Source organism: Micromonospora sp. NBRC 110037, assembly GCF_001652995.1.
GTDB lineage: Bacteria > Actinomycetota > Actinomycetes > Mycobacteriales > Micromonosporaceae > Micromonospora > Micromonospora chalcea.
Genome location: NZ_BBVA01000004.1, coordinates 646,235 through 672,758 on the forward strand (window position 1 = coordinate 646,235; position 26,524 = coordinate 672,758).

Here is a 26,524-nt window from a genome sequence, read left to right on the forward strand (position 1 = left end):
CGAAACGTCCAGTCGTCCCGCCCCGACGGCCTGGGTGTTGGCCAGTAAGGAGGCCAAGATGGCAATGAGCCCATCCGCTCATCGCGGCGGGAGTCGGCGACGGCGATCACCAGCCGTCCGAGCGCTGCTCGCCGGCGCGGTCAGCGCCGTGACGGTGGCCGCCGTCGCGGTGATGATGCCGGCGGCGAACGCCGCCGCGAGCACGCTGGGCGCGGCCGCCGCGCAGTCGGGCCGCTACTTCGGCACCGCCATCGCGGCGGGCCGGCTCGGCGACTCGACGTACAGCACGATCGCGGCGCGTGAGTTCAACATGATCACCGCCGAGAACGAGATGAAGCCGGACGCGACGCAGCCCCAGCGCGGCCAGTTCAACTTCAACTCGGGCGACCAGATCTACAACTGGGCCACCCAGCGGGGCCTGAAGGTCCGGGGGCACACCCTCGCGTGGCACGCGCAGCAGCCGGGCTGGATGCAGAGCCTGAACGGCAGCAACCTGCGTCAGGCGATGATCGACCACATCAACGGCGTGATGGCCCACTACCGGGGCAAGCTGGCCGCGTGGGACGTGGTGAACGAGGCGTTCAACGAGGACGGCAGCCGCCGCAGCTCCAACCTCCAGGGCACCGGCAACGACTGGATCGAGGTCGCGTTCCGCACCGCTCGCGCGGCCGACCCGTCGACGAAGCTGTGCTACAACGACTACAACATCGAGAACTGGTCGTACGGCAAGACGCAGGGCGTCTACAACATGATCCGGGACTTCAAGTCCCGGGGTGTGCCGATCGACTGCGTGGGTCTGCAGACCCACTTCACCGGTGGCAGCTCGCTGCCGGGCAACTTCCAGACCACGCTGCAGAACTTCGCCGCGCTGGGTGTGGACGTGGCGCTGACCGAGGTCGACGTCACGAACTCCTCGACCAGCCAGTACGCCGGTCTGACGCAGGCGTGCATCAACGTGCCGCGCTGCATCGGCATCACGGTGTGGGGTGTGCGTGACAGCGACTCGTGGCGCTCGAACGAGAGCCCGCTGCTGTTCGACGGCGGAGGCAACAAGAAGGCCGCGTACAACTCGGTCCTCAACGCGCTCAACGCGGCCGCCCCGACCTCCGGGCCGACCACGACCCCGACCACGACCCCGACCACGGCACCGCCGCCGAGCGGCGGCGCCGGCCGGATCGTCGGCGTGCAGTCGGGCCGGTGCATCGACGTGCCGAACGCCACCCAGACGAACGGCACCCGGGTCCAGCTCTACGACTGCAACGGTCAGTCGAACCAGCAGTGGACGTACACCTCCAGCAAGCAGCTGATGGTCTACGGCACCAAGTGCCTCGACGCGAACGGCGCGGCCACCGCCAACGGCACCGGAATCATCATCTGGGACTGCAACGGCCAGTCCAACCAGCAGTGGAACATCAACTCCAACGGCACCATCAGCGGCGTGCAGTCCGGTCGCTGCCTGGACGTCTGGGGCACCGGCAACGGCCAGCAGATCCAGCTGTACGACTGCCACGGACAGACCAACCAGCAGTGGCGGACCGACTTCGGTGGCGGCACCTCGCCGTCCCCGACCACGCCGCCGCCAACCACGACGCCCCCGCCGGGCGGCTGCTCGCTCCCGTCGACCTACCGGTGGTCGTCGACCGGCGCGCTGGCCAACCCGCAGAACGGCTGGGTCTCGCTCAAGGACTTCACGAACGTCGTCCACAACGGCAAGCACCTGGTCTACGGGTCGTACGTCAACAGCAGCGGCCAGTACAGCTCGATGAACTTCAGCCCGTTCACCAACTGGTCCGACATGGCCTCGGCCGGCCAGAACGGGATGAGCCAGGGCACCGTGGCGCCCACCCTGCTGTACTTCGCCCCGAAGAACATCTGGGTGCTGGCGTACCAGTGGGGACCGACCTCGTTCAGCTACAAGACGTCGAGCGACCCGACGAACGCCAACGGCTGGTCCTCGGCGCAGACGCTGTCCACCGCCACCCTGCCGGACGCCCCGTACGGCGTCATCGACCAGACCCTGATCGGTGACGACCAGAACATGTACCTGTTCTTCGCCGGGGACAACGGCAAGATCTACCGGTCGAGCATGCCGCTCGGGAACTTCCCGGGCAGCTTCGGCTCGAACTACACGACGATCATGACCGACTCGACGAACAACCTGTTCGAGGGCGTCGAGGTCTACAAGGTGGCCGGCCAAAACCAGTACCTGATGATCGTCGAGGCGATCGGCAGCCAGGGACGCTACTTCCGGTCGTTCACGTCCAACAGCCTGAGCGGCTCGTGGACCCCGCAGGCCGCCACCGAGAGCAACCCGTTCGCCGGCAAGGCCAACAGCGGCGCGACGTGGACCAACGACATCAGCCACGGTGACCTGGTCCGCAACAACCCCGACCAGACCAAGACCATCGACCCCTGCAACCTGCAGTTCCTGTACCAGGGCAAGAACCCCAGTGCGGGCGGCGACTACAACCTGCTGCCGTGGCGGCCGGGTGTGCTGACCCTCCAGCGCTGACACCGTCACACAGTTACCGGAGAGCGTGCCCGGCACCCGCGTGGTGCCGGGCACGCCCGTCCGTCAGCTCAGCCGGCCAGGTCCTCGGCCAGCAGATCCATCAGCAGCGCGTCGTGCCAGCGCCCGTCCGCCCCGCGCTCGTAGCGGCGCATGATGCCCACCGGACGGAACCCCACCTTCGCGTACGCGCGGATCGCCGCCGTGTTCGCCGCCGCCGGGTCGATCGTGAACCGGTGGTGGCCGTACTCGTCGATCAGGTGCCGGACCAGCGTGCGGATCGCGTCGCCGCCCAGCCCGGAGCCGCGGACCGCCGGGTCGAGGAAGACATCCAGGCTGGCGTGGCGATAGTCCGGGTCGGTCTCGGCGTACCACTGGATCGCCCCGACCAGCCGGCCGTCGTGCTCGACCGCGTAGATCGTCACCGCGTCATCGGCCAGGTCGGCCCGGACCGACTCGGCCAGATCGTCCCCGCCGCGCCACCAGCGGCGCACCTCAGGGGTGGCCCGGATCGCGGCCAGCGCGGGCACGTCGGCGTCGGTCACCGGCCGCAGCGTCACCGCCCGCCCCCGCAGCACCCCTCAGCCCCGCCGCTCGCCGTGCTCGACGCAGACCGCCGACCAGCCGGCCGGTACGACCTGCACCTTCATCCGCCGCCGGCAGGACGCGCACCAGCGCGGCGGCTCCCACGCCCGGGCCGCCTCGCACGCCGGATGCGGCCCGGCCGCCACCGACTCGCCGCACCTGTCGCACCACAGCGCCACGGGCGCGGCCGGGGCGGGGGAAAGATCGGTCACCGCTGCCTCACAGGGTCGCCGAGAGCGCCTTCACCGGCATCTTCAGGTCTTCCAGCAGCTTCAGGTCGGCGTTGGCCGGGCGACCCAGCGTGGTCAGGTAGTTGCCGACGATCACCGCGTTGATGCCGCCCAGCAGACCGTCGCGGGTGCCCAGGTCACCGAGGGTCAGCTCGCGGCCGCCCGCGTACCGCAGGATGGTGCGCGGCATGGCCAGCCGGAACGCGGCGATGGCGCGCAGCGCGTCCTTGCCCTCCACCACCGGACGGTCACCGAGCGGCGTGCCCGGCCGCGGGTTGAGGAAGTTCAGCGGCACCTCGTGCGGGTCCAGCTCGGCGAGCTGCGCGGCGAACTCGGCCCGCTGCTCGACCGTCTCGCCGAGGCCGAGGATGCCGCCGCAGCAGACCTCCATGCCGGACTCGCGGACCATCCGCAGCGTCTCCCAGCGCTCCTCCCACGAGTGCGTGGTGACCACGTTCGGGAAGTAGGAGCGGCAGGTCTCCAGGTTGTGGTTGTAGCGGTGCACGCCCATCTCGACCAGCTCGTCGACCTGCTCCTGGGTGAGCATGCCGAGCGACGCGGCGACCTGGATGTCGACAGCGGCGCGGATGGCCGCGACGCCCTCACGCATCTGCTTCATCAGCCGGGCGTCCGGACCGCGCACGGCGGCCACGATGCAGAACTCGGTCGCCCCGGTCGCGGCGGTCTGCTTCGCGGCCTCGACCAGCGCCGGGATGTCCAGCCAGACCGACCGGACCGGCGAGGTGAACAGGCCGGACTGCGAGCAGAAGTGGCAGTCCTCCGGGCAGCCGCCGGTCTTCAGCGAGACGATGCCCTCGACCTCGACCTCCGGACCGCACCAGCGCATCCGGACCTCGTGCGCGAGCTGGAGGGCGGCGGGCAGGTGTTCGTCGGGAAGGTTCAGCACCGCGAGGACACCGGCCTCGTCGAGGCCGACACCGTTGCCCAGCACCCGCTCCCGGGCCTGGTCGAGGATCTCTGGCATGGCTCGTAACCTAACAGGCCACCGAGGGGCCGGGAAACCGCCGCCAGCAGCCCCGGCGAGCCGGGACCGCGCCACGCCGGAGCCCTCGGGACGGGTGGTAACTTCGCCCCGCGGAAGCGCCCGGCGGGGCGGTGGTCGGCGGGAGGGGACGGCACGGTGGCGGACTGGCTGGCGGCCCTGGACCGCCGCGCCGAGCTGCGGGCCCGGGCGGGACTGACCCGCACGCTGCGTCCCCGGGCCGCCGACGACGCGGTGGTCGACCTGGCCGGCAACGACTACCTCGGCCTGGCCACCCACCCGCAGGTCACCGCCGCCGCCGCGGAGGCCCTGTCCGCGTACGGGCTGGGCGCCACCGGGTCACGCCTGGTGCGCGGCTCCACCGACGCCCACCACGCGCTGGAGGACGACCTGGCCGACTGGCTCGGCGTCGACCGGGCGCTGGTGTTCTCCTCCGGCTACCTGGCCAACCTCGCCGCCGTCCGGGGACTGACGCAGCCGCGTACGCTGCTCGTCTCCGACGCCCACAACCACGCCTCGCTGATCGACGGCTGCCGGATCTCCGGCGCCGAGACGCTGGTGACGCCGCACGCGGACGTCGCAGCGGTGGCCGCGGCGCTGGCCGCCGCGCCGGGCCGCCCGGCCGTGGTGGTGACCGAGTCGGTCTTCTCCGTCGACGGCGACCTGGCCCCGCTCGCGGAGCTGCACGAGGTGGCCCGCCGCCACGGCGCGCTGCTGCTCGTCGACGACGCGCACGCGCTCGGCGTCACCGGCCCGGCCGGGGCCGGCGGGGTGGCCGCCGCCGGGCTGGCCGGCGCGCCCGACGTGGTGGTCACCGCGACGCTGTCCAAGGCGCTCGGCGGGGCCGGCGGCGTGGTCGCCGGGCCGGCCGAGTTCGTCCGCCACCTGGTGGAGACCGGCCGCACGTTCATCTTCGACACCGCGCCGCCGCCCGCCGTGGTGGCCGGGGTACGCGCCGCGGTGCGCCTGGCCCGCGACGGCGACGCGCTGCGCGCCGAGCTGGCCGACCGGGTCGCGACGGCGGTGCGCCGCCTCGGCGCTGCCGGGCTGTCCGTGTCCGCCCCGGACGGCGCCGTGATCTCGGTGACCGCGCCCGGACCGGAGGCGGCGACCGCCTGGGCCGCCGCCTGCCGGGAGCGCGGTGTGGCGGTCGGCTGCTTCCGTCCGCCGTCCACACCGGACAGCCGCTCCCGGCTGCGCCTCACCGTCAGCGCCGGGGTGGACCGGGCCGACTTCGACCGGGCCCTGGACGTGATCGTGGAGTGTGCGCCATGAGCCTCGGCGACGCCTGGACCGGGCCGGTGCTGGTGACCGGCACCGACACCGAGATCGGCAAGACGGTGGTGACCGCCGCCGTCGCCGCCGCCGCGCAGGCCGCCGGGCTGCGGGTAGCGGTGGTCAAGCCCGGCCAGACCGGTACGGCCACCGGCGAGCCCGGCGACGTCGACTCGGTGACCCGGCTGGCCGCCCCGCTCACCGGCCGGACGCTCGCCAGCTATCCCGACCCGCTCGCGCCGCTGGCCGCGGCCCGGGTGGCGGACCTGCCGCCGCTGGAGCTGTACAACGCCGTCGACGCGATCCGCGAGGAGGCGGACAAGCACGACCTGGTGCTGATCGAGGGCGCGGGCGGGCTGCTCGTACCGATGGGGTTGCGCCCGTCCGGCGAGCCGTGGACGGTGGCCGACCTCGCGGTGTCGCTCGGCGCGCCCGCGGTGGTGGTGGCGCGGGCCGGGCTCGGCACGCTCAACCACACCGCGCTGACGCTGGAGGCGCTGGAGCGGCGGGCCGTCCCGGCCGGTGTGGTGATCGGCGCCTGGCCGACCGAACCGGAACTGGTGCACTGGCTCAACCTGTCCGAGCTGCTGCCGAACCTGCTCGGCGCGGTACCGGCCGGCGCGGGCGGGATGGACCCCGGTGTGTTCCGCCGGTCCGCTCCCGGGTGGCTCACCCCCGCCCTGTACGGCGTGCTCGACGACTGGCGCGCCTGGGCCGAGGAGACCTGACTTTCGTCGGTGCCCGGCCCGGCCGGGCGTGGGTAGCGTGACCGCCGTGGAACCCCGCGAACGACAGTGCCGGGCCGGTGACCTGCTGCTCTGGGCAGTGCTGGCGGCGCCGGTGGCGTACGGCCGGCTCACCCCGCCGCAGATCGGCGAGCTTCCGCCGCTGGCCGCCGCGCTGGCGCTGCTCGGCACGGCGGTGTGGATCGGGCGCCGGTGGCCGCTGGTCGCGGTGCTCGCAGTGGTGGCGGGCTCGCTCGTCGACGGCAACGTCGTGTTCGCCATCCCGGTCTTCGGCTACCTCGCCGGGCGGCGCAGCGACCGGGCCGCGCCGGCCGCCGCCGTCTTCGCCGCCATCGCGGTCACCGGCTCGGTGCTCAACCTGGGGCTGCTCGGCACCGAGCCGTCCACCTGGTTCCTGCTCGCCTCGGTGCTGCTGTTCGCCGGGGTGTTCCCCTGGCTGCTGGGCCGGCTGCGGCGGCAGCACCGCGCGCTCGCCGACGCCGGACTGCGGCACGCGCAGGCGCAGCGCCGGGCCGAGATCGAGCGGGTACGCCTGCGCGAGCGGGCCCGCATCGCGCAGGACATGCACGACTCGCTCGGCCACGACCTGAGCCTCATCGCGCTGCGGGCGGGTGCGCTGGAACTGGCGCCGGACCTGTCCGCGGCGCACCGGGCGGCGGCCGGTGAGCTGCGGGCCAGCGTCGCCGCCGCCACCGAACGCCTGCACGACGTGATCGGCGTGCTGCGCGAGGAGCGCACGCTGCGGCCGCCGGGGGAGACGGTCGCCGACGTGGTCGACGGCGCGCGCGACGCCGGGATGACAGTCGACCTGCGCGCCGACGAGGCGGACCTGCCGCCGCTGCCCGCGCACGCGGTGCACCGGGTGGTCCGGGAGGCGCTCACCAACGCCGCCCGCTACGCCCCCGGCGCTCCGGTCACCGTCGTTGTGGCACGCGACGACGACGCGGTGACTGTCGCGGTGGTGAACGCGCCACCGCCGGCCGGTCCGCTGCCCGGGCCGCCGTCGCACGGCTCCGGGTTGCTGGCGCTGCGCGAGCGGGTACGCCTCGCCGGCGGCGCCCTGGACGCCGGCCCGTGCGACGGCGGCTGGGCGGTCACCGCACACATCCCGCTCGCTGATGCGGCCCGTCCCGGCACGCCGCCGCCCGGCCGCGCGGGCGCCGGTTCACCGGTCGCCGACCCGATCCGAGCCTCCGGGACGCCGGCCCTCGCCGACGCCGGTCCGCCGGTCACCGGCCCGGCTGACGGTTCCGGGGCGACCGCCCCGCGATCCGGCGACGACGACCTCGCGGAGATCGACCCGCTCGACGCCGGACGCGTCGGCGTACCCGGCCGGGACGGACACGGGGACGCGGCCCGGCGGCTGCGGGAGGCCCGGCGGCGGGCGCGACGCAGCCTGCTCGTGGCGATCGGCGCGCCCGCCGGGCTGGCGCTGGTGCTGGCGCTCGTCTACTACCCGCTCGCCACTGCGGGCGCGGTGCTGGACCGGTCCGGCTACGAACGGCTGCGGCTGGGTGAGCCGCGCGACGCGCTCGGTCTGCCCCGCCGGCAGGCCGATCCGCCCGCGACCGGCGCCGCGCCGGGCTGCGAGTTCTACACCGACGGCAACTTCCCGTTCGCCCAGGCGACCTGGCGGCTCTGCTTCGCCGACGGGCGGCTGGTCAGCAAGGAGCAGATCGCACCATGAGCGACGACCACGACCGCCCGCTGCGGGTGGTGCTCGCCGACGACGAGGCGCTGGTCCGGGCTGGGGTACGGGCGATCCTGGCCGCCGACCCTGGCATCGAGGTGGTCGGCGAGGCGGGCGACGGCCTCGCCGCGGTCGAGCTGGTCCGCGCGCACCGCCCCCGGGTGGCGCTGCTGGACATCCGGATGCCCCGCGGCGACGGGCTCAGCGCCGCCGCGCAGATCCGCCGGCTGGTGCCGGAGACGGCGGCGGTCATGCTCACCACGTTCGGCGACGACGACCTGATCGCCCGCGCGCTCGGCCACGGCGCCGCCGGGTTCCTGCTCAAGTCCGGTGACCCGCGCGAACTGTTGGCCGGGGTGCGGGCGGTGGCCGAGGGCGGGGCGTACCTGTCGCCACGGGTGGCCCGCCGGGTGATCGAGCTGAGCGGGGGACGGCTGGCCCGCGGCCCGTACGCGCGGGACCGGCTGGCCGGGCTCACCGACCGGGAACGCGACGTGCTGGCGCTGGTCGGCGCGGGACTGTCCAACGCCGAGATCGCCCGCCGGCTGCACCTCGTCGAGGGCACCGTGAAGAGCTACCTGACCAGCATCTTCACCCGGCTGGACGTGCGCAACCGGGTGCAGGCGGCGATCCTCGCGTACGAGGCAGGGCTGGTCCCGCCCACCGGCTGACCAGCCCCGCCCCGTTCAGGCGTCGCGCCGTGCCAGCGCCCACCGGCCCAGCGCCAGCGCGGCGGCGGCCCAGCCGGCGAGTAGCAGCAGCCCGACCACCGCCGGGTACGGCTCGGTGTCCCCGGCCAGGAAGTGGTTGCCCGCCACCCCGGGGAACGCGTCGGCGATCCGGGTGAGCACCGTGATGTCCGGCTCCTGCAACGACAGCGGCACGATCATCAGCAGCGCGAGCAGGACGGTCAGGGCCAGCACCGCGCCGCGCAGCGCCGCCGCCAGGCCGAGTGCCAGCACGCCGATCAGCGCCAGGTACGCCGCGGCGGCCACCACGTCGGCCACCGTCGCGCCCAGCGGGGCGCGGCCCCACTCGCCCAGCACCGGCCGGGCCGTCACCGCGCCAACGGTGCCGAGCAGCAGCCCGACGCCGAACGTCACCGCGCCCACCACCACTGCCTTGGCCGCCAGCACCCGCCCCCGCGACGGGGTGCACCGCAGCGTGGTGCGGATCGTGCCGGTGGTGAACTCGCTGGTGATCGCGAACAGGCCGAGCGCCAGCACCACGTACTGGGTCAGCTCCAGCGACCCGGCCACGATCTCGCCGACGTCCACCACGCCCGGGTTGTTGGCCGGGTCGTCGTCGGTGTTGGCGTTCTGCGCGTAGATGGCGAGCTGGGCGCTGGTGGCTGCCATGGTCAGCACCGCCGCGAGCAGCGTCCACCAGGTGGAGCGGACCGACCAGAGCTTCGTCCACTCGGCGGCCACCGCCCCGGCGAGCGGATTCCCGGTGGGCGCGGGCCGGGCGGACTGACGGGCCGGGTCGAGCGTGGACTGTGCGGTCATCGGGTGCCACCTCCGGTCGAGCCGGCGGCGTACTCCACGCTGTCGGCGGTCAGTTCCAGGAACGCCTCCTCCAGGGAGGGGGCGACAGGGGTCAGCTCGTGCAGGCGTACCCCCATCTCGTGCGCCAGGTCGCCGACCCGGCCGGCGGTGCTGCCCGCGACGGACATCCCGCCCTCGTCGGCGGTGACTGTGGCGCCCTCGGCGGCCAGCCGGTCGCCGAGCGCGGCGAGCGCGGCCGGCTCGGGGCCGCGTACCCGGACCGACGCGGCGGGCCGGGCGGCGATCAGCTCGGCCAGCGGCGCATCCGCGACCAGCCGGCCGCGCCCCAGCACCACCACCCGGTCGGCGGTCTGCTGCATCTCGCTCATCAGGTGACTGGACACGAGGACGGTGCGTCCCTCGTCGGCGAGACGGCGGGTGAACCCGCGGATCCACCGCACCCCGTCCGGGTCGAGCCCGTTCACCGGTTCGTCGAGCAGCAGCACCGGCGGGTCGCCGAGCAGCGCGCCCGCGATGCCGAGCCGCTGACCCATGCCCAGCGACAGCGCCCGGCCCGGCTTGCCGGCGGCGCGGGCGTCCAGGCCGACCAGGTCGAGCACCTGCGTCACCCGCCGAGCCGGTACGCCGTTGCTGCGCGCCATCGCCCGCAGGTGCGCCACACCGGAGCGGGCCGGGTGCACACCGGTGGCGTCGAGCAGCGCGCCCACCTCGTACAGCGGGTGCCGCAGCGTGCGGTAGTCCCGCCCGTTGACAAGCGCCTGCCCGGCGGTGGGCCGGTCCAGGCCGAGCACCATCCGCATGGTGGTGGACTTGCCCGCGCCGTTCGGGCCGAGGAACCCGGTGACCTGGCCGGGGCGGATCTCGACGGTCAGGTCGTCGACGGCTGTCACGTCGCCGAACCGTTTCGTCAACGCACGAAGTGTGATCATGCGATGACGCTATTCAGCCGGGATGTCCCCGCACCGCCGTCGAACGGCAGCCCCCCACCCTCACTTTCGTAAGGAAGGGCCCCCTGTTAACACCCGCAGGGCTCAGGCGCGGCGGACCACGAACGCGTCGGGCATCCGGAACGTGAGGTTGTCCGGGCACCAGGGTGGACGGACCACAGTCACGTCGTCCAGCAGCGCGGTGGCCTCCGCGACCACCACCGCCGCCTCCATCCGGGCCAGCTGCGCGCCGACGCAGCGGTGGGGCCCGGCGCCGAACGCCAGGTGCCGCCGCGAGCCGGGCTGCCCGGGACGGAACTCACCCGGCGCGCCGACCACCGACGGGTCGCGCCCGGCGCGGGCCAGCCAGGCCACCACGCTGGTGCCCGCCGCCACCGGCAGCTCGCCGAGCGTGGTGTCGACCGCCGCCACCCGCCGCCACGTGACGATCGGCGGCTCCAGCCGCAGCCCCTCCTCGACCACGTCGTCCACGGCGACCGTGCCCGCGCGCAGGCCGGCCCGTACCGCCGGTTCGCCGGAGAGCCGGTGCAGCAGCAGAGTGAGGAACTGCGAGGTGGTCTCCTGGCCGGCGACCAGCAGGAAGAACAGCGCCCCGACGACCACGTCGGGGGAGTGCCCCGCCGCGCGCAGCCGCGCGGCGAGCCCGCCCCCGGTCGCGGCGAACTCCCGCAGCACGGTGTGGAACCGGCCCACCTCGGCGGCCAGCGCGAGCTGCCGGGCGGAGTCCAGCGGCGCCCAGAACAGCTCCAGCGCCGCCCGGGCGAAGTCCTTCACCGCGCCGACCGGCGCGTCCGGCAGCTCGACCAGGCGGGCCAGCACCAGCAGCGGCAGGTCGGCGGCGAGACCCGCGTACAGGTCGACCGGGCGGCCCGCGTCCAGCGCCGCCGCCAGCCCCGCCACCCGCTCCCGGACCAGCCCGGTCAGCCACCGGCGCTGGGCGTCCACCCGGTGCGGGTGCAGCGCGTCGGCGACGATGCCGCGGATCTCCGGGTGGCTGGCGCCGCCGTTGTTCGCCAGCGTCGGCGGCAGCCGGAACCGGTGCCCGGCGAGCACCCGCAGCGCGGCCACCGGGATCGGCGTGACCGCGTCGAGCGCGTTGTCCGGCCGGAACGTCACCGGATCGGTGAGCACCTGGCGGACGAGCGCGTGCCGGGTCACCACCAGGTGTGGCACGCCGACGTGGTCGACAACGGTGGCCATGTCCGGCCACTGCCCGTCGACGGACTCCCCCCAGCCCCGGAACAGCACGCGGTAACGCTAGCGGCGGGCGCCCGGCGGGTTCGGGTCCAGCTCCCACACGGTGGTGTGCTTCACCCGTACGCTCTCCAGCGCCTCGGACACCGGCACGTCGTACGCGGCCAGCTCGTGGAAGCGCTCGCGGGGCAGGAACGCCCGGCCCGGGTCGCCCACCAGCACCCGGGCGCCGGCGCGGGCGGCCCGGAGCAGGAAGCGCAGCATCCGGCGGGCCATCGCCTCGCTGTAGAAGACGTCCCCGGCCAGCACCACCTCGGCGTCGCCCGCGTCGGTGTCGAGGATGTCGCCGAGTTCGGCGTCGACGCGTACCCCGTTGGCCTCGGCATTGAGCGCGACGGCCGCGACGGCCCGCTCGTCCACCTCGACCGCCCGGACGGCGGCCGCGCCGGCGCGGGCGGCGGCGATGGCGACCAGGCCGGAGCCGGAGGCCAGGTCGAGCACCCGGCGGCCGGCGACCACCTCGGGGTGGTCGGTGACGTAGCGGGCCAGGCCCTGCCCGCCGGCCCAGGCGAACGCCCAGAACGGCGGCGGCTGGGCGCTGCGGAACTCGCCCTCGGTCAGCTCCCACAGGCCGATCGGCTCGTCGGCCTGGTGCAGGCGCACCTCGGGTACGAACGCCACGGGGGCGAGGCGGGCGTGCAGCCGGACGAACGCGGCGGACAGCTCGGACACCGGAGAATTGTGTCCCACCCGCGGGGCGGGCCCGATCCCGGGCGTGTCGCGGCGGGGCCGTGACCGGTTCACCACGTTCGGTGAAATGGCCCCCGTGTTGTGGCGTTGGATGCGAACACGCCCGTCTACCGGCGTGCCCGGCGCGCTCCTAGCGTTGCCTGTGGACACGACCGAGGGTGAGGAGGCGTGGTGAGCGGGTGGCGGCACGCGCTACGGATCGGACTGGTGCTGACCTTCGTGGCCGGGACCGGGTACGGGGGAGCCCTGCCCGCGCGGGCGGCGGCGGCCTTCTCCACCGAGTTGAGCGGTCTGCCGGACGAGTTCACCGCCGGGAACCGGGTGGAGACGCTGTCCGCCGTGGTGTCCCGCTCCGACGGGGGCGGCTGTGTCAAGGTGCGCTGGTCGATGTTGGTGCGGGTGCAGGGCCTGCGGCTGGACCAGCTCAAGGTGGACCGGGTGGAGGACAGCGGGTCGTTCCCGCTGGAGATCCGCACCGAGGGAGACACCGCCCGGCTCACCGACCGGCAACTCGACCCGGGTGTGCTCTGCCCGGGCCGGACCGTGACCGCCCGCTACCGGGTGGCGTTCGCCGAGGACGTCGCGCGCGGCCGGGTGAGTTTCGCCGCCGAGGCGTACGACCCGCAGTTGCGGCTGCTGGCCCGGCGGACCGCCTCGCGTGAGGTGGTGGGGGAGGAGGCTTCGCCGACGCCGGCGCCCACCAGCGCGGAGCCCTCGGAGACGCCGAGCGAGGAGCCACCCACCGACGACCCGGTGACCGACGAGCCGACCGACGCGGCAGTGGTGGAGCCGCCGCCGCCCGGTGGTGTGGCCGGACGCCCGGTCGCGGACAGCGGCGGCTTCGGCCTCGTGCAGGCGGCGTTCCTGCTCGGCGGGCTGCTGCTGTTCCTCGGCGCCGGGTTGCTGCTGCGGATGCGCCGCCTGCTGCGCCCGGCCGCCGTCACCGAACCGGAAACCCTGCCACCGCCCTTCGAGCGCCCCCGCCCGACCTGGCCCTGACCGGCGGACCCGCCCGCGCGGGCCGGGGGCGGGGCCCGGTCAGTCGAGCTGACTGGGTTCGAGGCCCAGTTCGCGGGCGGCGACGAGGCGGATCCACTCGGCGATCTGGCGGCGCGTGATCACCCGCTCGTGCACCGCGAGCTGGACCGCGAGGCCGTCCATCACCGCGCTGATCCGCCAGGCCGCGCCGGCCGGGTCGGGGCAGTCGAACGTGCCCTCGGCGACCCCGTCCGTGATCAGCGCGGCCAGGTCCTGCCGCCACCGCAGGTCCAGCCGCCGGGAGAGCTTCTCCAGTTCCGGGGTACGCAGCGACTCCGCCCAGCCGTCGATGCGCATCGACCAGGAGGTGGCCCGGCCGGCCGGCGCGTACAGGCGCAGCATGCGGCGCAGCTTCGCCAGCGGCGGCGCGGAGGAGCGGAGCACCGCGTCGAGCTTGGCCAGGTCCTGCTCGACGGCGTACGCGAACGCCTGCGCGAGCAGTCGGTCCTTGGTGGCGAAGTGGTAGAACACGAGGGCCTGGCTCACCCCGGCGGCCTCCGCCACGTCCGCGGTGCGGGTGTTGGCGAGCCCTCGTTCCGCGATCACCTCACAGGCCGTACGCAGCAGCGCGTCCAGGCGGATCTCGGCGGCTCGTCTCGTCACGGCGTTACGGTAACCCATCCGCATGACCACGGGGAGTTACCGAAGCGGCTGGTCGGCGGGCGGGCAGTCGGATGCCGGACACTCGACGCGCCGGTCTGCTTCCGCAGGTGGGAGCGCTCGCCGGTGCTCTCGGACGGAAGCCACCCAGGCTCCTAGGAAGCCGAGGGGGAGCGGGGTCCGCCACCACCGGACGCGCCGGAAACGGAACCCGATTTGGCAACCGTTCCCGGGCTCGGCTAAAGTTCTCATCCGTCACCGGATAACACCGGGGGCGTGCGGACGTAGCGCAGCTGGTAGCGCATCACCTTGCCAAGGTGAGGGTCGCGGGTTCGAATCCCGTCGTCCGCTCGGAGATGCCGCCACGCAGTTCGGGGGCAACCTCGGTGGAGTGGCCGAGAGGCGAGGCAACGGCCTGCAAAGCCGTGTACACGGGTTCAAATCCCGTCTCCACCTCGCAGTAGACGAGGGCGATTGGCGCAGTGGGAGCGCGCTTCCTTGACACGGAAGAGGTCACTGGTTCAAACCCAGTATCGCCCACCAGCGGAAAGGCCGTGTCGATCATTCGACACGGCCTTTCTCGTCGCCATCGATCAGTCCAGTGCCGCGCCGCTGGCCATTGCCGCACCCGCGTGCCCCACCCAGACTGGCCCGGTGGACGATCAACAGACCCGAGCCCAGCGGTTCCGCGCCCTGCACCGGCCCGGTGACCCACTGATCCTGGCCAACGCCTGGGACGCGGTCAGCGCCCGGCTCGTCGCCGCGGCCGGCGCCCACGCGATCGCGACCACCAGCGCCGGCGTCGCCTGGAGTCGCGGCGCCCCCGACGGCGACCTGCTCGCCCGCGACACCGCCGTCGACGTCATCCGCCGCGTCGCCGACGCGGTCCGCCTTCCAGTCACCGCCGACATCGAATCCGGGTACGGCGACAACCCCGACCAGGTCGCCGAGACCGTCGCCGCCGTGCTCGCCGCCGGAGCCGTCGGCGTCAACGTCGAGGACGCCCGGCACGACGGCGGCGGTCCGCTGCGCCCGATCCACGAGCAGGTCGCCCGGCTCGCCGCGGTCCGGGCCGCCGCCGACCGCGCCGGCATCCCGCTGTACGTCAACGCCCGCGTCGACACGTACCTGCGGGGCGCCGGGGGCGTACCGGAGACGGTCGAGCGCGCCGAGGCGTACCTGGCCGCCGGCGCGGACGGGATCTTCGTACCCGGAACCGTGGAGCCGGAGACGGTGGCCGCGCTGACGGCGGCGATCCCGGCCCCGCTGAACGTGCTGGCCGGGCCGGGCGCGCCGCCGGTGGCCGAGCTGGCGCGGCTCGGGGTGGCCCGGGTGAGCCTCGGCCCGGCGCTGGCCGAGACGGCGTATGCGGTGGTCCGGCGCGCGGCGGCGGAGGTGTTCGGCGCCGGGACGTACGAGGCGCTCGCCGGCGGGCTCGACTTCGGCGAGCTGAACGAACTGATGCGCGACTGACCGGCCACGGGATCGACCTCGGGCGGGGGACCGGGTTGAATGTGCTGGTGGCCGTTGTCCCGCGTCCGAGCCGGCGGACGGCGACCGGCTGTCCCCGGTGCCCGTCCCGACGGGATCACCACGGATGACGGCGGTCGTCCGCCCGGTGCCCGCGCTGCGGAGCCTGCCCGTCCTCACCGCCGCCACGGCGACCCTCGGCGTCGCGGCGCTCGCCGTCCTGGGCGCGGCCGGGCACGGCGGTTTCGCGAGCGACCCGGTCGGCGCCGTGGCCCTCGCGACGGCAGCCGTGGTCACCGCGCTCGCCGCGCTCCGGCTCAGCCGGTCGGGTCACCGTGCCGCCGGCCGGCTGGCGGCGGGGCTCGCCGCGTCGCTGCTGGCGTATCTGGCGCTCGCCGTCGTCGCGGTGGCCGCCGTCGCGGCCGGGCACCCGTGGGCCGGGCCGGCCGTCGCGGCGTGGAACTCGGCGTGGATCCCGCCGCTGGCACTCCTTCAGCTGACCGCCTCGGCCGCCGTCCGCGTCGGCGACGCCGTCCCGTGGACGCACCGGCTCGTGGGCCTCACTCTGGGCGTGGCCACGCTCGTCAACGCGCTGCTGACCACGGCGACCCAGCCGTTCGCGGGGGTTCCGACGATCGCCGCGGAGTCCTGGCGTACCGCGCTCGCGCCGGTCGGCGCCGCCGTCACCCTGCTGGCAGCGGTGGCGCTGTTCCTGCTCCCGGTGACGCTCTGGCGGGCCGCTCTCGGATCGCACCACGCCGTCCGGGCGCGACTCGGCGTGGCCGCGGCGGCCACCACCGCCGCGCCGCTGACAGTCGTCTTCTGCCTGCTGCTCGCCGTCGCCCGCACGCCCGGCGACGTCGAGCCGTCGCTGGGCTCGGTCGCCTTCCTGGTGGCGCTGGCCGGGGCCGCGGTGTTCGCCGCCGCGTGCGCGGTCACCGCCGCCCGCGGCGCCACCGAGCCGCGCCGGGTCGGCGCCGTGGTGCGCGGCGCCGGCCTGGCCGCCGCGGCCCTGCTGGTGGTCGGCGTCGGCACGCTCGTGGCCGCTCCCGGGACGTCCCTCGGCCCGACCTCGGTCGCCCTGGTCGTGTCGGCGCTGACCGTCGCCGTCGTCGGCGGGGCGTGGGCCGGCACCGGCCGGCTGGCGGCGCTGCTCACCGCCGCGCCGACAGCGCCGGTGACGCCGCGAGGCGGCGCAGAGGGTACGGACGGAGGCGGCGCGGCGGGGACGACGAACGTCATCGAGCCGGCGGCCCCGGCCAGGGCGGTTGTGGATGCCGCGGGCCCGGTGTCGGTCGGCGGGCTGACGGCGCGTGAACGGGAGGTGCTCGCCGCGCTCGCCGACGGCGCCAGCAACGCGGGGATCGCCGCGCAGCTGGTGGTCTCCGAGCGGACCGTCGACGCCCATCTGCGCGCGATCTTCGTCAAGCTCGACCTGACGCCCGGCGGCGCCACGAACCGTCGGGTGCGGGCCGCGCGGATCTGGCTGGAGCACGCCCGACAGTCGCATTGAGCAGGGATTTTCCGAAGATAGGTGCTGAGGCCGATGCCCGCGCGGGCGGTACCTCGGCACGGTGGGGCGACACCTGAATCGACGGAGGCTCTCACCGTGCCCGTACCGAAGTTGCGCCGTGCCGCGCTCGTCGCCCTTTTCGTCCTGCTCCTGGCGTCCCTGGCCGGACGGACCGTCTTCATGCTGTGGGAGCCGCCGTTCGACGGCGCGATCCACTACGACGACGTCCGCGAGCTGGGGTCCGCGTACTGGCCGATGAACCTCTACCTGGGCGGGCCCGCGTACGCGGTGTCCTGGATCGCCGCGGCGGTGTTCATCGTCGGGCTGGCCCGGGGCCGCGCGGGCGTGCTGAACCTGGTGGGTGCCTTCCTGGCCGGCCTCGGCGGCGTGGTGTTCGCGCTGGCGATCACCGCGGAGGTGCTGCCGTTCGCCTACGCCGCCGACCCGGCGGTCGTGCCGGAGGCGCAGGGACGGGCGCTGTTCGACGTGTTCAACGACCAACTGGACGGGCTGCTCCCGGCCGTCCTCGGCAGCCAGGTGGCGATCGTCCTCGGCATGGTCCTGGCGCTCGTCGGCATCCTGATCGGCCGGACCATGCCGCGTCCGCTGGTCGTCGCCGCGCTCGTCTACGTGGTGGCGTTCGTGCTGGTGCCGCAGGACGCCGCTCGCGCGGTGGTCGTCGCGAGCTACCTGGCGCAGGTGGCGCTGGTGGCCGCGATCGGCTGGTACGGGCTGCGCGCCGCCACCGATGACGCCGACGCCCCCGACGGCGAGCGGGCATAGCAGACCGGACCGGCCGGATGTTCGATCCGGCCGGTCCGGTGCCGGGACCGATCAGCTCCGTCGGCCCCGCTCACGATCACATGGGCGGTGCGACGTCCCGGCGCTCCTCGACCCGGCGGTACTCCACCGGCTCGTCGACGGTCGTGGCGACCACCTGACGGCGCCGGCCCCAGACCAGCGTGGTCATGATCAGGCCGAGGACGCCGGCCGCCATGAGGATCCAGCCGACGACGTCGAGGTCGACCCCGCCGACGCTGGCGTTGAGCGCGAACGTGAGGATCGCGCCGACCGCGATCAGGAAAATGCTCGTACCGATACCCACGACAGCCTCCTTCGGGGGGATGGTTGTGCTGTCACCCGCCTCAGTACCCCGGCGGTGAGCGGCGCAACCACACGGCCACCCGGCACGGCGGGGGTCTGCCGCACGGCGATCTTGGCATCGGGTAGAGTTCACCCCGTCGCCGGCGCGAACCGGCGGCACGCGGACGTAGCGCAGCTGGTAGCGCATCACCTTGCCAAGGTGAGGGTCGCGGGTTCGAATCCCGTCGTCCGCTCGCGATTGCCCGGGCGATTGGCGCAGTGGGAGCGCGCTTCCTTGACACGGAAGAGGTCACTGGTTCAAACCCAGTATCGCCCACCGGGAGTCACCACGCCGCCGGTCGACAGGCGGTCGTCTCCCACCGGACCGCCGGCACCGGCTACATCGGTCTCCCAGGTCCACCGTGCGGATTATTCTGCCGCCGCCACCGTGCGTGTCACTGTGAGGCCCGATGCGCAGGGAGGCGGTCACATGGCAACGATCGAGCGGGGACGGTGGCGGCGGACGGCCGCACGATTAGGGGTGGCGACTGTCGTCGCGGCGGCCGGGGTGACGGTATCGGCCGCGCCCGCGCAGGCCACCGCGACGCGGACGGTGGCGTTCTACAGCATGGACGAGCCGGCGTCGTCGTCGACGGTGCTGACCGACTACAGCGGCAACGGCCGCCACGGCACGATCGGCGGTGAGGTGGTCACCGGCGCGCTCTACGCCGGGGCGACCGGCCACCGCTTCGCCACGCACCTGCCCACCGACAAGGAGTACGTCCCGGGCCACGTCGACCTGGTGCCGCACACCACCGACTTCAACCCGGACGCCGGGGACTTCTCGGTGACCATCCGTTACCGGACCACGTACTCCTTCGGCAACATCCTCCAGAAGGGACAGGGCAACACGGCCGGCGGCTACTGGAAGTTCGAGGCCCCGAACGGCAAGCCGAAGTGCCTGTTCCGGGGCGCGGACGGCGCCTCCCGTACCGGCTACACCGACGTGCCGATCTCCGACGGCCAGTGGCACACGATCACCTGCAACCGCACCTCCGCATACGTGGAGATGTACGTCGACGGCGTGCGGACCAGCCGCCTCAACGGGCCGACCGGCACCATCGCGAACACCTGGCCGCTGTCCGTCGGCGGCAAGAGCCAGTGCGACGGTACGAAGGTCACCTGCGACTACTTCGCCGGCGACATCGACTACGTGAAGATCCTGAAGGGATCGGGCGGCCCCGCGAACCAGGCGCCGGTGGCCGCGTTGACGCCCACCTGCTCCGGGCTGGTGTGCACGTTCACCGGCGCGGGTTCCACCGACGCCGACGGCGCGATCCAGGACCACAGCTGGAACTTCGGCGACGGCGACACCACCGGCACCGCCTCCGTACCGACCACGTCCCACACGTACGCGGCGGCCGGCACCTACCCGGTCACGCTCACCGTCACCGACGACCGGGGCGCCACCGGCACCGCGACCGTCGAGGTGACTGTCGCGCCCGTACCGGAGCGGATCTCGTTCGTCGGCCAGGCCACCGCGAACGCCAACTGGACCAGCCACACCGTGACCGTCCCGGCGGGCGTGCAGGCCGGTGACATGCTGCTGCTCCTGCTCAGCCAGAACACGCACACCGGCACCGGCGAGCCGGCCGGCGTGACCGGCTGGAGCCGGCTCGACCGCCTCGACGGCGGCTTCGCCACCACCACCGCCTGGTGGAAGACCGCGAGCGCCGGTGACGCGGGCACTGCGGTCCGGGTGACACTGGACGGTCAGGCGAAGGGCAACCTGGTGCTGGCCGCGTACCGGGGGGTGGCGCCCGGCGCGCCGGTCTTCACCCGGGCCACCGATCCGGCGAGCACCGCCACCCGCATCACCCCGTACGCGCCGGTGACCGCGGCGCAGAGCTGGGCCGTGTCGTACTGGCTGCACGGCGACAGCACCTCCACCGCGCTCACCCCGCCGGCCGGCGTGGCGGTGCGCAGCAACACCTCGCAGACCGGGGGCGGACGGGTGACCGGCCTGCTCGCCGACTCGGCGAGCAGCGTGCCGACCGGCAGCTACGGCGGGCTCACCGCCACCGGCGCCGCGGCCAGCACGACCACCACCACGTGGACGTTCGTCCTGCCCCCGGCCTGACCCATCGGGTACGCGAAAAGGCCGGCACCCCGTTGGTTCGGGGTGCCGGCCTTCAGCGTGGTCTTACTTGTTCCAGTGCTGGGCGACGAGGTCGGCGGCCTGCTGCTCCCACTGGGCGTAGTGGTCCGGGTAGGCGGAGACCTGGACGGTCTGGGCGGCCTTGGTCAGCGGCATGTCCTTCCAGCCGTCGACCTGCTTCAGACCCTTCAGGAACGCGGTGGTGGAGTACTCGGGGTCGGTGATCTGCTCGACCGTGCCCCAACCGGAGGAGGGGCGCTGCTGGAACAGGCCCTGCGAGTCGTGGTCGTTACGGTCACCGAGGTGGCCGAGGTTCTCCAGCTTCGACTCCTGCAACGCGGTGGCGATCGACACGACCGCGGCACGCTCGTCCATGCCGGCCTTCTTCGTCGCGGCAATGATGGCCTTGACGTTGGCGGTCTGCTCGTCATTGAGGTCGATGCGGGACTGGGCGCCCTGCACGCCGTGCGGGATCAGCTTGTCGGACTGCACCGTGGCGGTGACCGGCTTTGCCGCGTGGGTGGTGTCGGCGGCGTGGGCGGCGACCGGGCCGGCGAACACGCCACCGGTGAAAGCCAGACCAGCAATACCCAGGATGCTCTTACGCAGAATCGTGTTCATGATGGGGGCTCCATTCGGGGGTCGACACCCCCCCCCGGGGGGACCGGGGGGGGGTGTGGGCACCGTCAGGCGCTCAAGAAAGTCTCAAGGGGGATCTCGGCTGCTCGCGGGGCTGGGGGCCTCTACGCGGCGCCGGAAGCATGTCCAACGACCGTCGACCCGGCATCATTCCCGGGCACCTCACACCACCCGGGCGCGGGTTCACGTCGTCGGAACCAGGCTCAACGACCCGCAGGCCGTGTTCCCTCAGCCGACCGCTCGGGGGCGGTCCTGCTTGGTCGTTCACCCGGTTACAACGCCCCGCACCCGCCCACGATTCCGCCACCAGAGTGCCGCCCACCACCCCCGAACCCGACACCCCGCCCACCACCGACCAGACACACCCACCCCACCCGGCACCTCGCTCTGCACAGGTGATCAAGGAGTTTGCGGCCCTTTCCGGCACCCACGAGCACACAAACTCCTTGATCACCGCGATCTTGGAGTTGTGGCGCCTCGCGAACGATGTCAAGCCGGGCATCCTGGGCACCACAACTCCAAGATCGAACAAGCCCTCGCCAGGCACCCCGCCAGCGGTTGATCATGAGGTTGGCGGCGACAAACCGGACACCAAGTGCCGTCAACTTCATGATCGACGCCCTTGGGGCGGCTCGCGCGGGGCGGGGCGGGGCCGGATCGGACCGAAGGGCGGCGTAGTGCCGCGTCGATCTTGCAGGTGCAGCCCTTCGGGTGTCCCCGTTTGCGCGTTATGCGGGGTACCGAAGTGCAAGATCGCGGAGGACTGGGGCGAGGGCTGTTTGAGAGGGCTCGGAAACCGCCGTGGTCTTGGGCGGGTGCGCCGATCTTGGAGTTGTGGTGCCTTGCGAAGGGTGTCAACCGGGCATACTGGGCACCATTACTCCAAGATCGGCGGACAAAGACATGCGCCGCCGCCCCGTCCGGGCCGAGCTGCCCTCGGACCGGGTTCTGCCGCTGGCAGATCCGCTCACCGTGAACAAGGGGCGCCATGGCCGGCGGGCGGCGGCAGGCTAAGACGCATGCGACTGCTGATGCTGGGTGGTACGGGCTTTGTCGGTGGTGCCGTGGTGGCCGAGGCGGTACGCCGCGACTGGCAGGTGACAGTGTTCAACCGGGGCGTACACGGGCAGGCACCGCCCGGCGTACACCGGTTGCGGGGTGACCGGACGGCGCCGGACGGGCTGGCCGCGCTGGCCGGCGGCGAGTGGGATCTGGTGGTGGACACCTGGGACGGCGCGCCCCGGGCGGTCCGGGACGCGGCGTCGGCGCTCGTCGGCGCGGTGCCGCACTACGTCTACGTGTCCAGCGGCTCGGTGTACGCGCCACCCGTCGAACTCGGCACCGGCGAGGAGGCGCCGACGGTGGCGGCGGACCCGGACGCCGACGACGGCGACTACCCGGAGAACAAGGCGGGCGGGGAACTCGCCGCCACGCGGGTGTTCGGTGACCGGGCGCTGCTCGTGCGCGCCGGGCTGATCCTCGGGCCGGGGGAGGACATCGGGCGGCTGCCGTGGTGGCTGAACCGGATCGCCCGGGGCGGGGACGTGCTGGCGCCCGGGCCGCGTGACCTGCCGATCCAGTACGTGGACGTCCGCGACCTGGCGACCTGGCTGCTGGACCGGGGTGCCGAGGGCGTCGGCGGGGCGTACAACGTGATCGGTCGCACCGGGCACGCGACGATGGGTGAGCTGCTCGACGCGGCGGTGGCGGCGACCGGGTCGGGCGCGACGCTGCGGTGGACGCCGCCGGAGCCGATCCTGGCGGCCGGGGTGGTGCCGTGGAACGACCTGCCGGTCTGGGTGCCGCGGGGGCACGAGTACCGGTGGTTGCAGGAGCGGAACGTCGAGCGGGCGTACGCGGCGGGGCTGGTGTGCCGGCCGGTGACCGAGACGGTCGCCGACACCTGGCGGTGGCTGCGCGAGGTGGGGCAGGTGCCGGCCCGGGCGGGGCGGCCCACACGCGCGCCGGTCGGCCTGGCGCCGGAGCGGGAGGCCACCCTGCTGGCCTCGCTCCCGGCCTGAACCGGCAGAGAAGGGGCCGTGCGGCCGGCCTGACCCGCGGAGGGGTTCGGGTCAGGCCGGCACGACCGGCAGGTCGAGCACTTCCTCGACCGGGCGACGCGGGGTGGCGCGGCCCGGCTGGCCGTACCCGATCCGCATCACCATCTGCGGGGTGCCGAACCGGCCCAGCGACATCCGCAGCGCCTCCCGGGCGGCCGGCACCTCGATCGGCTGGGACAGCATCGACGCGCTGAGCCCGGCGTCGGTGGCGGTGAGCAGCACCCGCTGCAACGCCTGCCCGGCGAGGATCTGGTCGGCGGAGGTGTTGCCGGCCGAGCCGAGCACCGCGACGAGCGGCTCCGGCTCGAAGTCGCGGCCGGGGGCGCGGTTGCGGCCGCCGAAGCCGCGCTGGGGAAGCAGGTCCTGCGGCTCGCTCTGCGGTCCGCCGGCGCCGGAGGGCACGCCGTCCGGGGCCGGCTCGGAGCGGATCCACTCGGCCCGCTCGGCCACGTACGCGGGGTCGCGTTCCAGCACCCGGTGGGCGCTGCGGGCGACCTCGGCGACCGCGTTCACCGCGCTGGTGCCGATCACCAGCTCCAGCCAGCACTGCTCGGCCCGGGCCGCCTCGCCGAGCCGCCAGCGGGCCTCGGCCGGCACCGGGTCCGGCCAGAACGGCGCGCGGTTGCTGAACCGGCGGTTGATCGCCCCGTACAGGCTCTGCTCGGTCGGGGTGGGGCGGCGCGGCACGTCCGGCACGAGCCGGGCCACGACGTCCGGGTCGGAGGGGTACGGGCGCAGCCGCACCGTGGCCGGGGTGCCCGCCACGGCGAGCGCGAGCCGCAGGTTGAACAGCGCCGCGCCGGCCGCCATGCGCGCGCCCCAGCCGGTCGGGTCGGTGGCGGGCAGGCCGCGCAGCGGGTCGACGGACACCTCGATGCCGCCGTCGACCACCCGGAACCGCCACGGCTGGGTGTTGTGCAGCGACGGCGCCCGGACCGCGTCGGCGACCGCGGCCCGCAGGTCCGCGGTGGTGTATTCGGTCGTCATGGTGGTGCTCCCTCTCGTGCGGCGCCGGCTCCCCCGTCCGGTACACCACTACGGTGCGTCAGCGGGCGGCGCGGTGAGCAGGGCCGGAGGTCCCCACCTGGGCCCGGCCGTCGGTCCCGGCCGGCGCGTGCAGGACGGGACTTTCGACCCGTGCTACTGACGCGGGAAAGCGGGTAGAAAGGACTGATGATCCGGGTGTTCCTGCTCGACGACCACGAGGTCGTCCGTCGTGGCCTTGCCGACCTGCTGCAGAGCAGCGGCGACATCGAGGTGGTCGGCGAGTCCGGCCTGGCCCAGGAGGCGGCGCGCCGCATCCCCGCGCTGCGCCCCGACGTGGCGATCCTCGACGCCCGGCTGCCCGACGGCAACGGCATCGACGTGTGCCGGGACGTCCGCGCCGTGGACTCCTCGATCAAGGGGTTGATCCTCACCTCGTACGAGGACGACGAGGCGCTGTTCGCGGCGATCATGGCGGGCGCCGCCGGGTACGTGCTCAAGCAGATCCGCGGCACCGACCTGGTGGACGCGGTCCGCCGGGTGGCGGCCGGGCAGTCCCTGCTCGACCCGGCGATCACCACCCGCGTGCTGGAGCGCATCCGCAGTGGCGTGGAGCAGCCCCGGGAGCTGAAGTCGCTCACCGAGCAGGAGCGGCGGATCCTGGAGTACGTGGCGGAGGGGCTCACCAACCGGGAGATCGCCGGGAAGATGTTCCTGGCCGAGAAGACGGTGAAGAACTACGTCTCCAGCGTGCTGGCGAAGCTCGGTCTGGAGCGGCGCACCCAGGCGGCGGTGCTGGCGACCCGGTTGCTCGGCAAGAACACCTGACGCCGCCTCAGCCGAGCGGGACGCTCCAGCGCACCTCGGTGCCGCGCGGCTCGGCCCGGCGCAGCGAGAACTCGCCGCCCAGCCGCTCGGCCCGCTCCCGCAGGTTGACCAGCCCGCTGCGGGCCGCCTCCGGGTCGCAGCCGATCCCGTCGTCGGTGACGGTGATCTCGACCCGGCCGGAGTCGACGCGTACGCGCACCGACACCCGGTCGGCCTGCGCGTGGCGTACCGCGTTGGACAGCGCCTCGCGCAGCACGGCGGTGAGTTCGCCGCGCAGCTCGTCCGGGACGGCGCTGTCGATCGGGCCGACCAGCTCCAGGTCGGGCCGGTAGCCGAGCGACTCGGCGGCCACTTCGATGGCCTCGCGGATCTCGGTGCGCAGCGCCGCGCTCATCGGGGTGCGCAGCTCGAAGATGGTGCGGCGGATGTCGCGGATGGTGGCGTCCAGGTCGTCGACCGCCTGGTTGATCCGCTTGGCGGCCTCGGGGCGGGCGTTCATCGCGCCGCTCTGCAGTTGCAGGCCGGTGGCGAACAGCCGCTGGATCACCACGTCGTGCAGGTCGCGGGCGATGCGTTCGCGGTCCTCCAGGACCACCAGCAGTTCCCGCTCCTCCTGCCCGCGGGCCCGTTCCATGGCCAGCGCGGCCTGCCCGGCGAAGCTGGCCAGCAGCGCGAGGTCGTCGTCGGCGGCGGGGCCGTGGTCGGGCCGGTAGCCGATCACCAGGACGCCGTGCAGCGTGTCGGCGGCGGCGAGGGGGGAGACCACTGCCGGGCCGGCGACCACGGGCCGGGGCCAGGGCGCCGCGGCGGCCAGGTTCTCCACCTGGTCGTGCCGGCCCGACGTGGCGGACGCGGCGAAACTGGTCTCGGCGGCCGGCAGCACCGCGCCGACCAGTTCCCGGGTGACCGGGTCGGCGCCGTCGACCACCTCGACGGTGAACTGCGCCTCGTCCTCGTCGTAGAGCAGCACCAGGGCCAGCTCGGCCTCGGCGACCTCGCGGGCGCGGCGGGCCACCAGGGTCAGCGCGTCGGTGCGGCGTACCTCGCCGAGCAGCACCGAGGTGATCTCGGCGGCGGCGGCGAGCCAGCGTTCGCGCCGGTGCGCCAGCGCGTAGAGGCGGGCGTTCTCGATCGCCACGCCGGCCGCGGCGGCCAGCGCCACCACGATCTCCTCGTCGTCCTCGGTGAACTCGGCGGCGCCCTGCTTCTCGGCCAGGTAGAGGTTGCCCCAGACGTGGTCGCGGATGCGCACCGGCACGCCGAGGAAGCTGTGCATCGGCGGGTGGTGCGGCGGGAAGCCGTACGAGTTGGGGTGCTTGGTGATGTCCGGCATGCGTACCGGCTTCGGCTCGTCGATGAGCAGGCCCAGCACGCCGCGGCCGTGCGGCAGCTCGCCGATCTTCGCGTGCAGCTCGGGGCTGATGCCGTGGACGATGAAGTCGTGCAGCATCCGGTCGGGGCCGATCACGCCCAGCGCGCCGTAGCGGGCGCCGGCCAGCTCGCACGCCGACTGCACGATCCGCTGCAGCGTGCTGCGCAGGTCGAGGTCGGAACCGATGCCGACGACGGCGTCCAGCAGCGCCCGGAGCCGCTCGCGGCTGGTCACCACCTCGCCGACGCGGTCGAGCATCTCCTGGAGCAGTTCGTCCAGGCGGACGCGGGACAGCGGGGTCAGCCCGAGCGACGGCGCGACGTGCTCGTGCTGGGGCTGGGG

General features: G+C 73.9%; 24 protein-coding genes and 5 tRNA genes. 17 read left to right on the top strand and 12 right to left on the bottom strand.

The annotated features are described in order from the left end of the window. Window positions 1–58: 58 nt before the first annotated feature. Window positions 59–2,512: a non-reducing end alpha-L-arabinofuranosidase family hydrolase gene (locus A4R25_RS15925; protein WP_064447185.1), complete on the top strand. Its 2,454-nt coding sequence runs from the start codon at window positions 59–61 to the stop codon at window positions 2,510–2,512. Between the two features lie 68 nt (window positions 2,513–2,580). Here A4R25_RS15925 and A4R25_RS15930 read toward each other — a convergent pair whose 3' ends face one another. From A4R25_RS15930 to bioB, 3 genes are read right to left on the bottom strand one after another with little or no spacing between them, the layout of a single operon-like run. Next, window positions 2,581–3,087, bottom strand: coding sequence for a GNAT family N-acetyltransferase (locus A4R25_RS15930; RefSeq protein ID WP_043325589.1), 507 nt, complete (start codon window positions 3,085–3,087; stop codon window positions 2,581–2,583). A gap of 3 nt (window positions 3,088–3,090) precedes the next feature. Beyond that, window positions 3,091–3,306, bottom strand: coding sequence for a hypothetical protein (locus A4R25_RS15935; protein ID WP_064447186.1), 216 nt, complete (start codon window positions 3,304–3,306; stop codon window positions 3,091–3,093). Between the two features lie 7 nt (window positions 3,307–3,313). Further along, window positions 3,314–4,309: a biotin synthase BioB gene (gene bioB, locus A4R25_RS15940; RefSeq protein WP_064447187.1), complete on the bottom strand. Its 996-nt coding sequence runs from the start codon at window positions 4,307–4,309 to the stop codon at window positions 3,314–3,316. A 156-nt stretch (window positions 4,310–4,465) separates the two neighbouring features. Here bioB and A4R25_RS15945 point away from each other — a divergent pair, with 156 nt between their 5' ends. From A4R25_RS15945 to A4R25_RS15960, 4 genes are read left to right on the top strand one after another with little or no spacing between them, the layout of a single operon-like run. Continuing rightward, window positions 4,466–5,602, top strand: a complete 1,137-nt coding sequence (locus A4R25_RS15945) for an 8-amino-7-oxononanoate synthase (protein ID WP_064447188.1) — start codon at window positions 4,466–4,468, stop codon at window positions 5,600–5,602. Next, window positions 5,599–6,330: a dethiobiotin synthase gene (gene bioD / locus A4R25_RS15950; RefSeq protein ID WP_064447189.1), complete on the top strand. Its 732-nt coding sequence runs from the start codon at window positions 5,599–5,601 to the stop codon at window positions 6,328–6,330. Before A4R25_RS15945 ends, bioD begins: the two co-directional genes overlap by 4 nt. A 46-nt stretch (window positions 6,331–6,376) precedes the next feature. After that, window positions 6,377–8,035 (top strand): sensor histidine kinase, encoded by a 1,659-nt coding sequence (locus A4R25_RS15955; protein ID WP_231915535.1) that lies wholly within the window; start codon window positions 6,377–6,379, stop codon window positions 8,033–8,035. Next, entirely contained in the window at window positions 8,032–8,709 is a 678-nt protein-coding gene (locus A4R25_RS15960) for a response regulator transcription factor (protein WP_064447190.1), read from the top strand. Before A4R25_RS15955 ends, A4R25_RS15960 begins: the two co-directional genes overlap by 4 nt. A 15-nt stretch (window positions 8,710–8,724) precedes the next feature. Here the strand turns inward: A4R25_RS15960 and A4R25_RS15965 are convergent, their stop codons facing one another. The 4 genes from A4R25_RS15965 to A4R25_RS15980 all read right to left on the bottom strand — a co-directional run bounded on the left by A4R25_RS15965 (window position 8,725) and on the right by A4R25_RS15980 (window position 12,419). After that, the gene (locus tag A4R25_RS15965) at window positions 8,725–9,546 is read right to left on the bottom strand and encodes a hypothetical protein (RefSeq protein WP_064447191.1); all 822 of its coding nucleotides are present in this window, start codon (window positions 9,544–9,546) and stop codon (window positions 8,725–8,727) included. Further along, window positions 9,543–10,475: an ABC transporter ATP-binding protein gene (locus A4R25_RS15970; protein WP_064447192.1), complete on the bottom strand. Its 933-nt coding sequence runs from the start codon at window positions 10,473–10,475 to the stop codon at window positions 9,543–9,545. Before A4R25_RS15970 ends, A4R25_RS15965 begins: the two co-directional genes overlap by 4 nt. Window positions 10,476–10,577: 102 nt before the next feature. Continuing rightward, complete coding sequence (locus A4R25_RS15975) at window positions 10,578–11,693, bottom strand: cytochrome P450 (RefSeq protein WP_231915544.1); 1,116 nt, start codon at window positions 11,691–11,693, stop codon at window positions 10,578–10,580. Window positions 11,694–11,750: 57 nt separating this feature from the next. After that, window positions 11,751–12,419 carry a methyltransferase gene (locus tag A4R25_RS15980; protein WP_064447194.1) on the bottom strand — a complete coding sequence of 223 codons (669 nt, stop codon included), beginning with the start codon at window positions 12,417–12,419 and terminating at the stop codon, window positions 11,751–11,753. A 189-nt stretch (window positions 12,420–12,608) separates the two neighbouring features. On the opposite strand from A4R25_RS15980, the gene A4R25_RS15985 reads away from it, so the two are divergent. After that, a complete protein-coding gene (locus A4R25_RS15985) occupies window positions 12,609–13,436 on the top strand; it encodes a hypothetical protein (RefSeq protein ID WP_064447271.1) in 828 nt (275 codons plus the stop codon). Between the two features lie 39 nt (window positions 13,437–13,475). Here A4R25_RS15985 and A4R25_RS15990 read toward each other — a convergent pair whose 3' ends face one another. Continuing rightward, the gene (locus A4R25_RS15990; protein WP_043330511.1) at window positions 13,476–14,078 is read right to left on the bottom strand and encodes a TetR/AcrR family transcriptional regulator; all 603 of its coding nucleotides are present in this window, start codon (window positions 14,076–14,078) and stop codon (window positions 13,476–13,478) included. 275 nt (window positions 14,079–14,353) lie between these two features. On the opposite strand from A4R25_RS15990, the gene A4R25_RS15995 reads away from it, so the two are divergent. The 6 genes from A4R25_RS15995 to A4R25_RS16020 all read left to right on the top strand — a co-directional run bounded on the left by A4R25_RS15995 (window position 14,354) and on the right by A4R25_RS16020 (window position 17,841). Beyond that, window positions 14,354–14,426: transfer RNA gene (locus tag A4R25_RS15995), tRNA-Gly, on the top strand. A gap of 34 nt (window positions 14,427–14,460) precedes the next feature. Further along, a tRNA-Cys gene (locus A4R25_RS16000) sits at window positions 14,461–14,531 on the top strand. A gap of 12 nt (window positions 14,532–14,543) precedes the next feature. Further along, window positions 14,544–14,618 (top strand) — tRNA-Val (locus tag A4R25_RS16005). 111 nt (window positions 14,619–14,729) lie between these two features. Continuing rightward, window positions 14,730–15,548, top strand: a complete 819-nt coding sequence (locus A4R25_RS16010) for an isocitrate lyase/phosphoenolpyruvate mutase family protein (protein ID WP_064447195.1) — start codon at window positions 14,730–14,732, stop codon at window positions 15,546–15,548. A 124-nt stretch (window positions 15,549–15,672) separates the two neighbouring features. Then, window positions 15,673–17,058 (top strand): helix-turn-helix transcriptional regulator, encoded by a 1,386-nt coding sequence (locus A4R25_RS31485; protein WP_064447196.1) that lies wholly within the window; start codon window positions 15,673–15,675, stop codon window positions 17,056–17,058. Between the two features lie 96 nt (window positions 17,059–17,154). Next, complete coding sequence (locus A4R25_RS16020) at window positions 17,155–17,841, top strand: hypothetical protein (protein WP_064447197.1); 687 nt, start codon at window positions 17,155–17,157, stop codon at window positions 17,839–17,841. Window positions 17,842–17,917: 76 nt separating this feature from the next. On the opposite strand, the gene A4R25_RS16025 is transcribed toward A4R25_RS16020, so the two are convergent. Continuing rightward, complete coding sequence (locus tag A4R25_RS16025; protein ID WP_064447198.1) at window positions 17,918–18,163, bottom strand: DUF6458 family protein; 246 nt, start codon at window positions 18,161–18,163, stop codon at window positions 17,918–17,920. A gap of 159 nt (window positions 18,164–18,322) precedes the next feature. On the opposite strand from A4R25_RS16025, the gene A4R25_RS16030 reads away from it, so the two are divergent. From A4R25_RS16030 to A4R25_RS16040, 3 genes are all read left to right on the top strand, one after another. After that, window positions 18,323–18,395, top strand: a tRNA-Gly gene (locus A4R25_RS16030). An 11-nt stretch (window positions 18,396–18,406) separates the two neighbouring features. After that, window positions 18,407–18,478, top strand: a tRNA-Val gene (locus A4R25_RS16035). A 153-nt stretch (window positions 18,479–18,631) separates the two neighbouring features. Continuing rightward, entirely contained in the window at window positions 18,632–20,281 is a 1,650-nt protein-coding gene (locus A4R25_RS16040) for a PKD domain-containing protein (RefSeq protein WP_064447199.1), read from the top strand. A 63-nt stretch (window positions 20,282–20,344) separates the two neighbouring features. Here A4R25_RS16040 and A4R25_RS16045 read toward each other — a convergent pair whose 3' ends face one another. After that, window positions 20,345–20,920 (bottom strand): hypothetical protein, encoded by a 576-nt coding sequence (locus A4R25_RS16045; RefSeq protein ID WP_064447200.1) that lies wholly within the window; start codon window positions 20,918–20,920, stop codon window positions 20,345–20,347. A 1,037-nt stretch (window positions 20,921–21,957) separates the two neighbouring features. On the opposite strand from A4R25_RS16045, the gene A4R25_RS16050 reads away from it, so the two are divergent. Continuing rightward, complete coding sequence (locus A4R25_RS16050) at window positions 21,958–22,959, top strand: NAD-dependent epimerase/dehydratase family protein (protein ID WP_064447201.1); 1,002 nt, start codon at window positions 21,958–21,960, stop codon at window positions 22,957–22,959. A gap of 51 nt (window positions 22,960–23,010) precedes the next feature. Here the strand turns inward: A4R25_RS16050 and A4R25_RS16055 are convergent, their stop codons facing one another. Continuing rightward, the gene (locus tag A4R25_RS16055; RefSeq protein ID WP_064447202.1) at window positions 23,011–23,985 is read right to left on the bottom strand and encodes a hypothetical protein; all 975 of its coding nucleotides are present in this window, start codon (window positions 23,983–23,985) and stop codon (window positions 23,011–23,013) included. 186 nt (window positions 23,986–24,171) lie between these two features. On the opposite strand from A4R25_RS16055, the gene A4R25_RS16060 reads away from it, so the two are divergent. After that, complete coding sequence (locus tag A4R25_RS16060) at window positions 24,172–24,810, top strand: response regulator transcription factor (RefSeq protein WP_013284884.1); 639 nt, start codon at window positions 24,172–24,174, stop codon at window positions 24,808–24,810. Between the two features lie 7 nt (window positions 24,811–24,817). On the opposite strand, the gene A4R25_RS16065 is transcribed toward A4R25_RS16060, so the two are convergent. Then, window positions 24,818–26,485 carry a GAF domain-containing sensor histidine kinase gene (locus A4R25_RS16065; RefSeq protein ID WP_176722880.1) on the bottom strand — a complete coding sequence of 556 codons (1,668 nt, stop codon included), beginning with the start codon at window positions 26,483–26,485 and terminating at the stop codon, window positions 24,818–24,820. Between the last annotated feature and the right edge of the window lie 39 nt (window positions 26,486–26,524).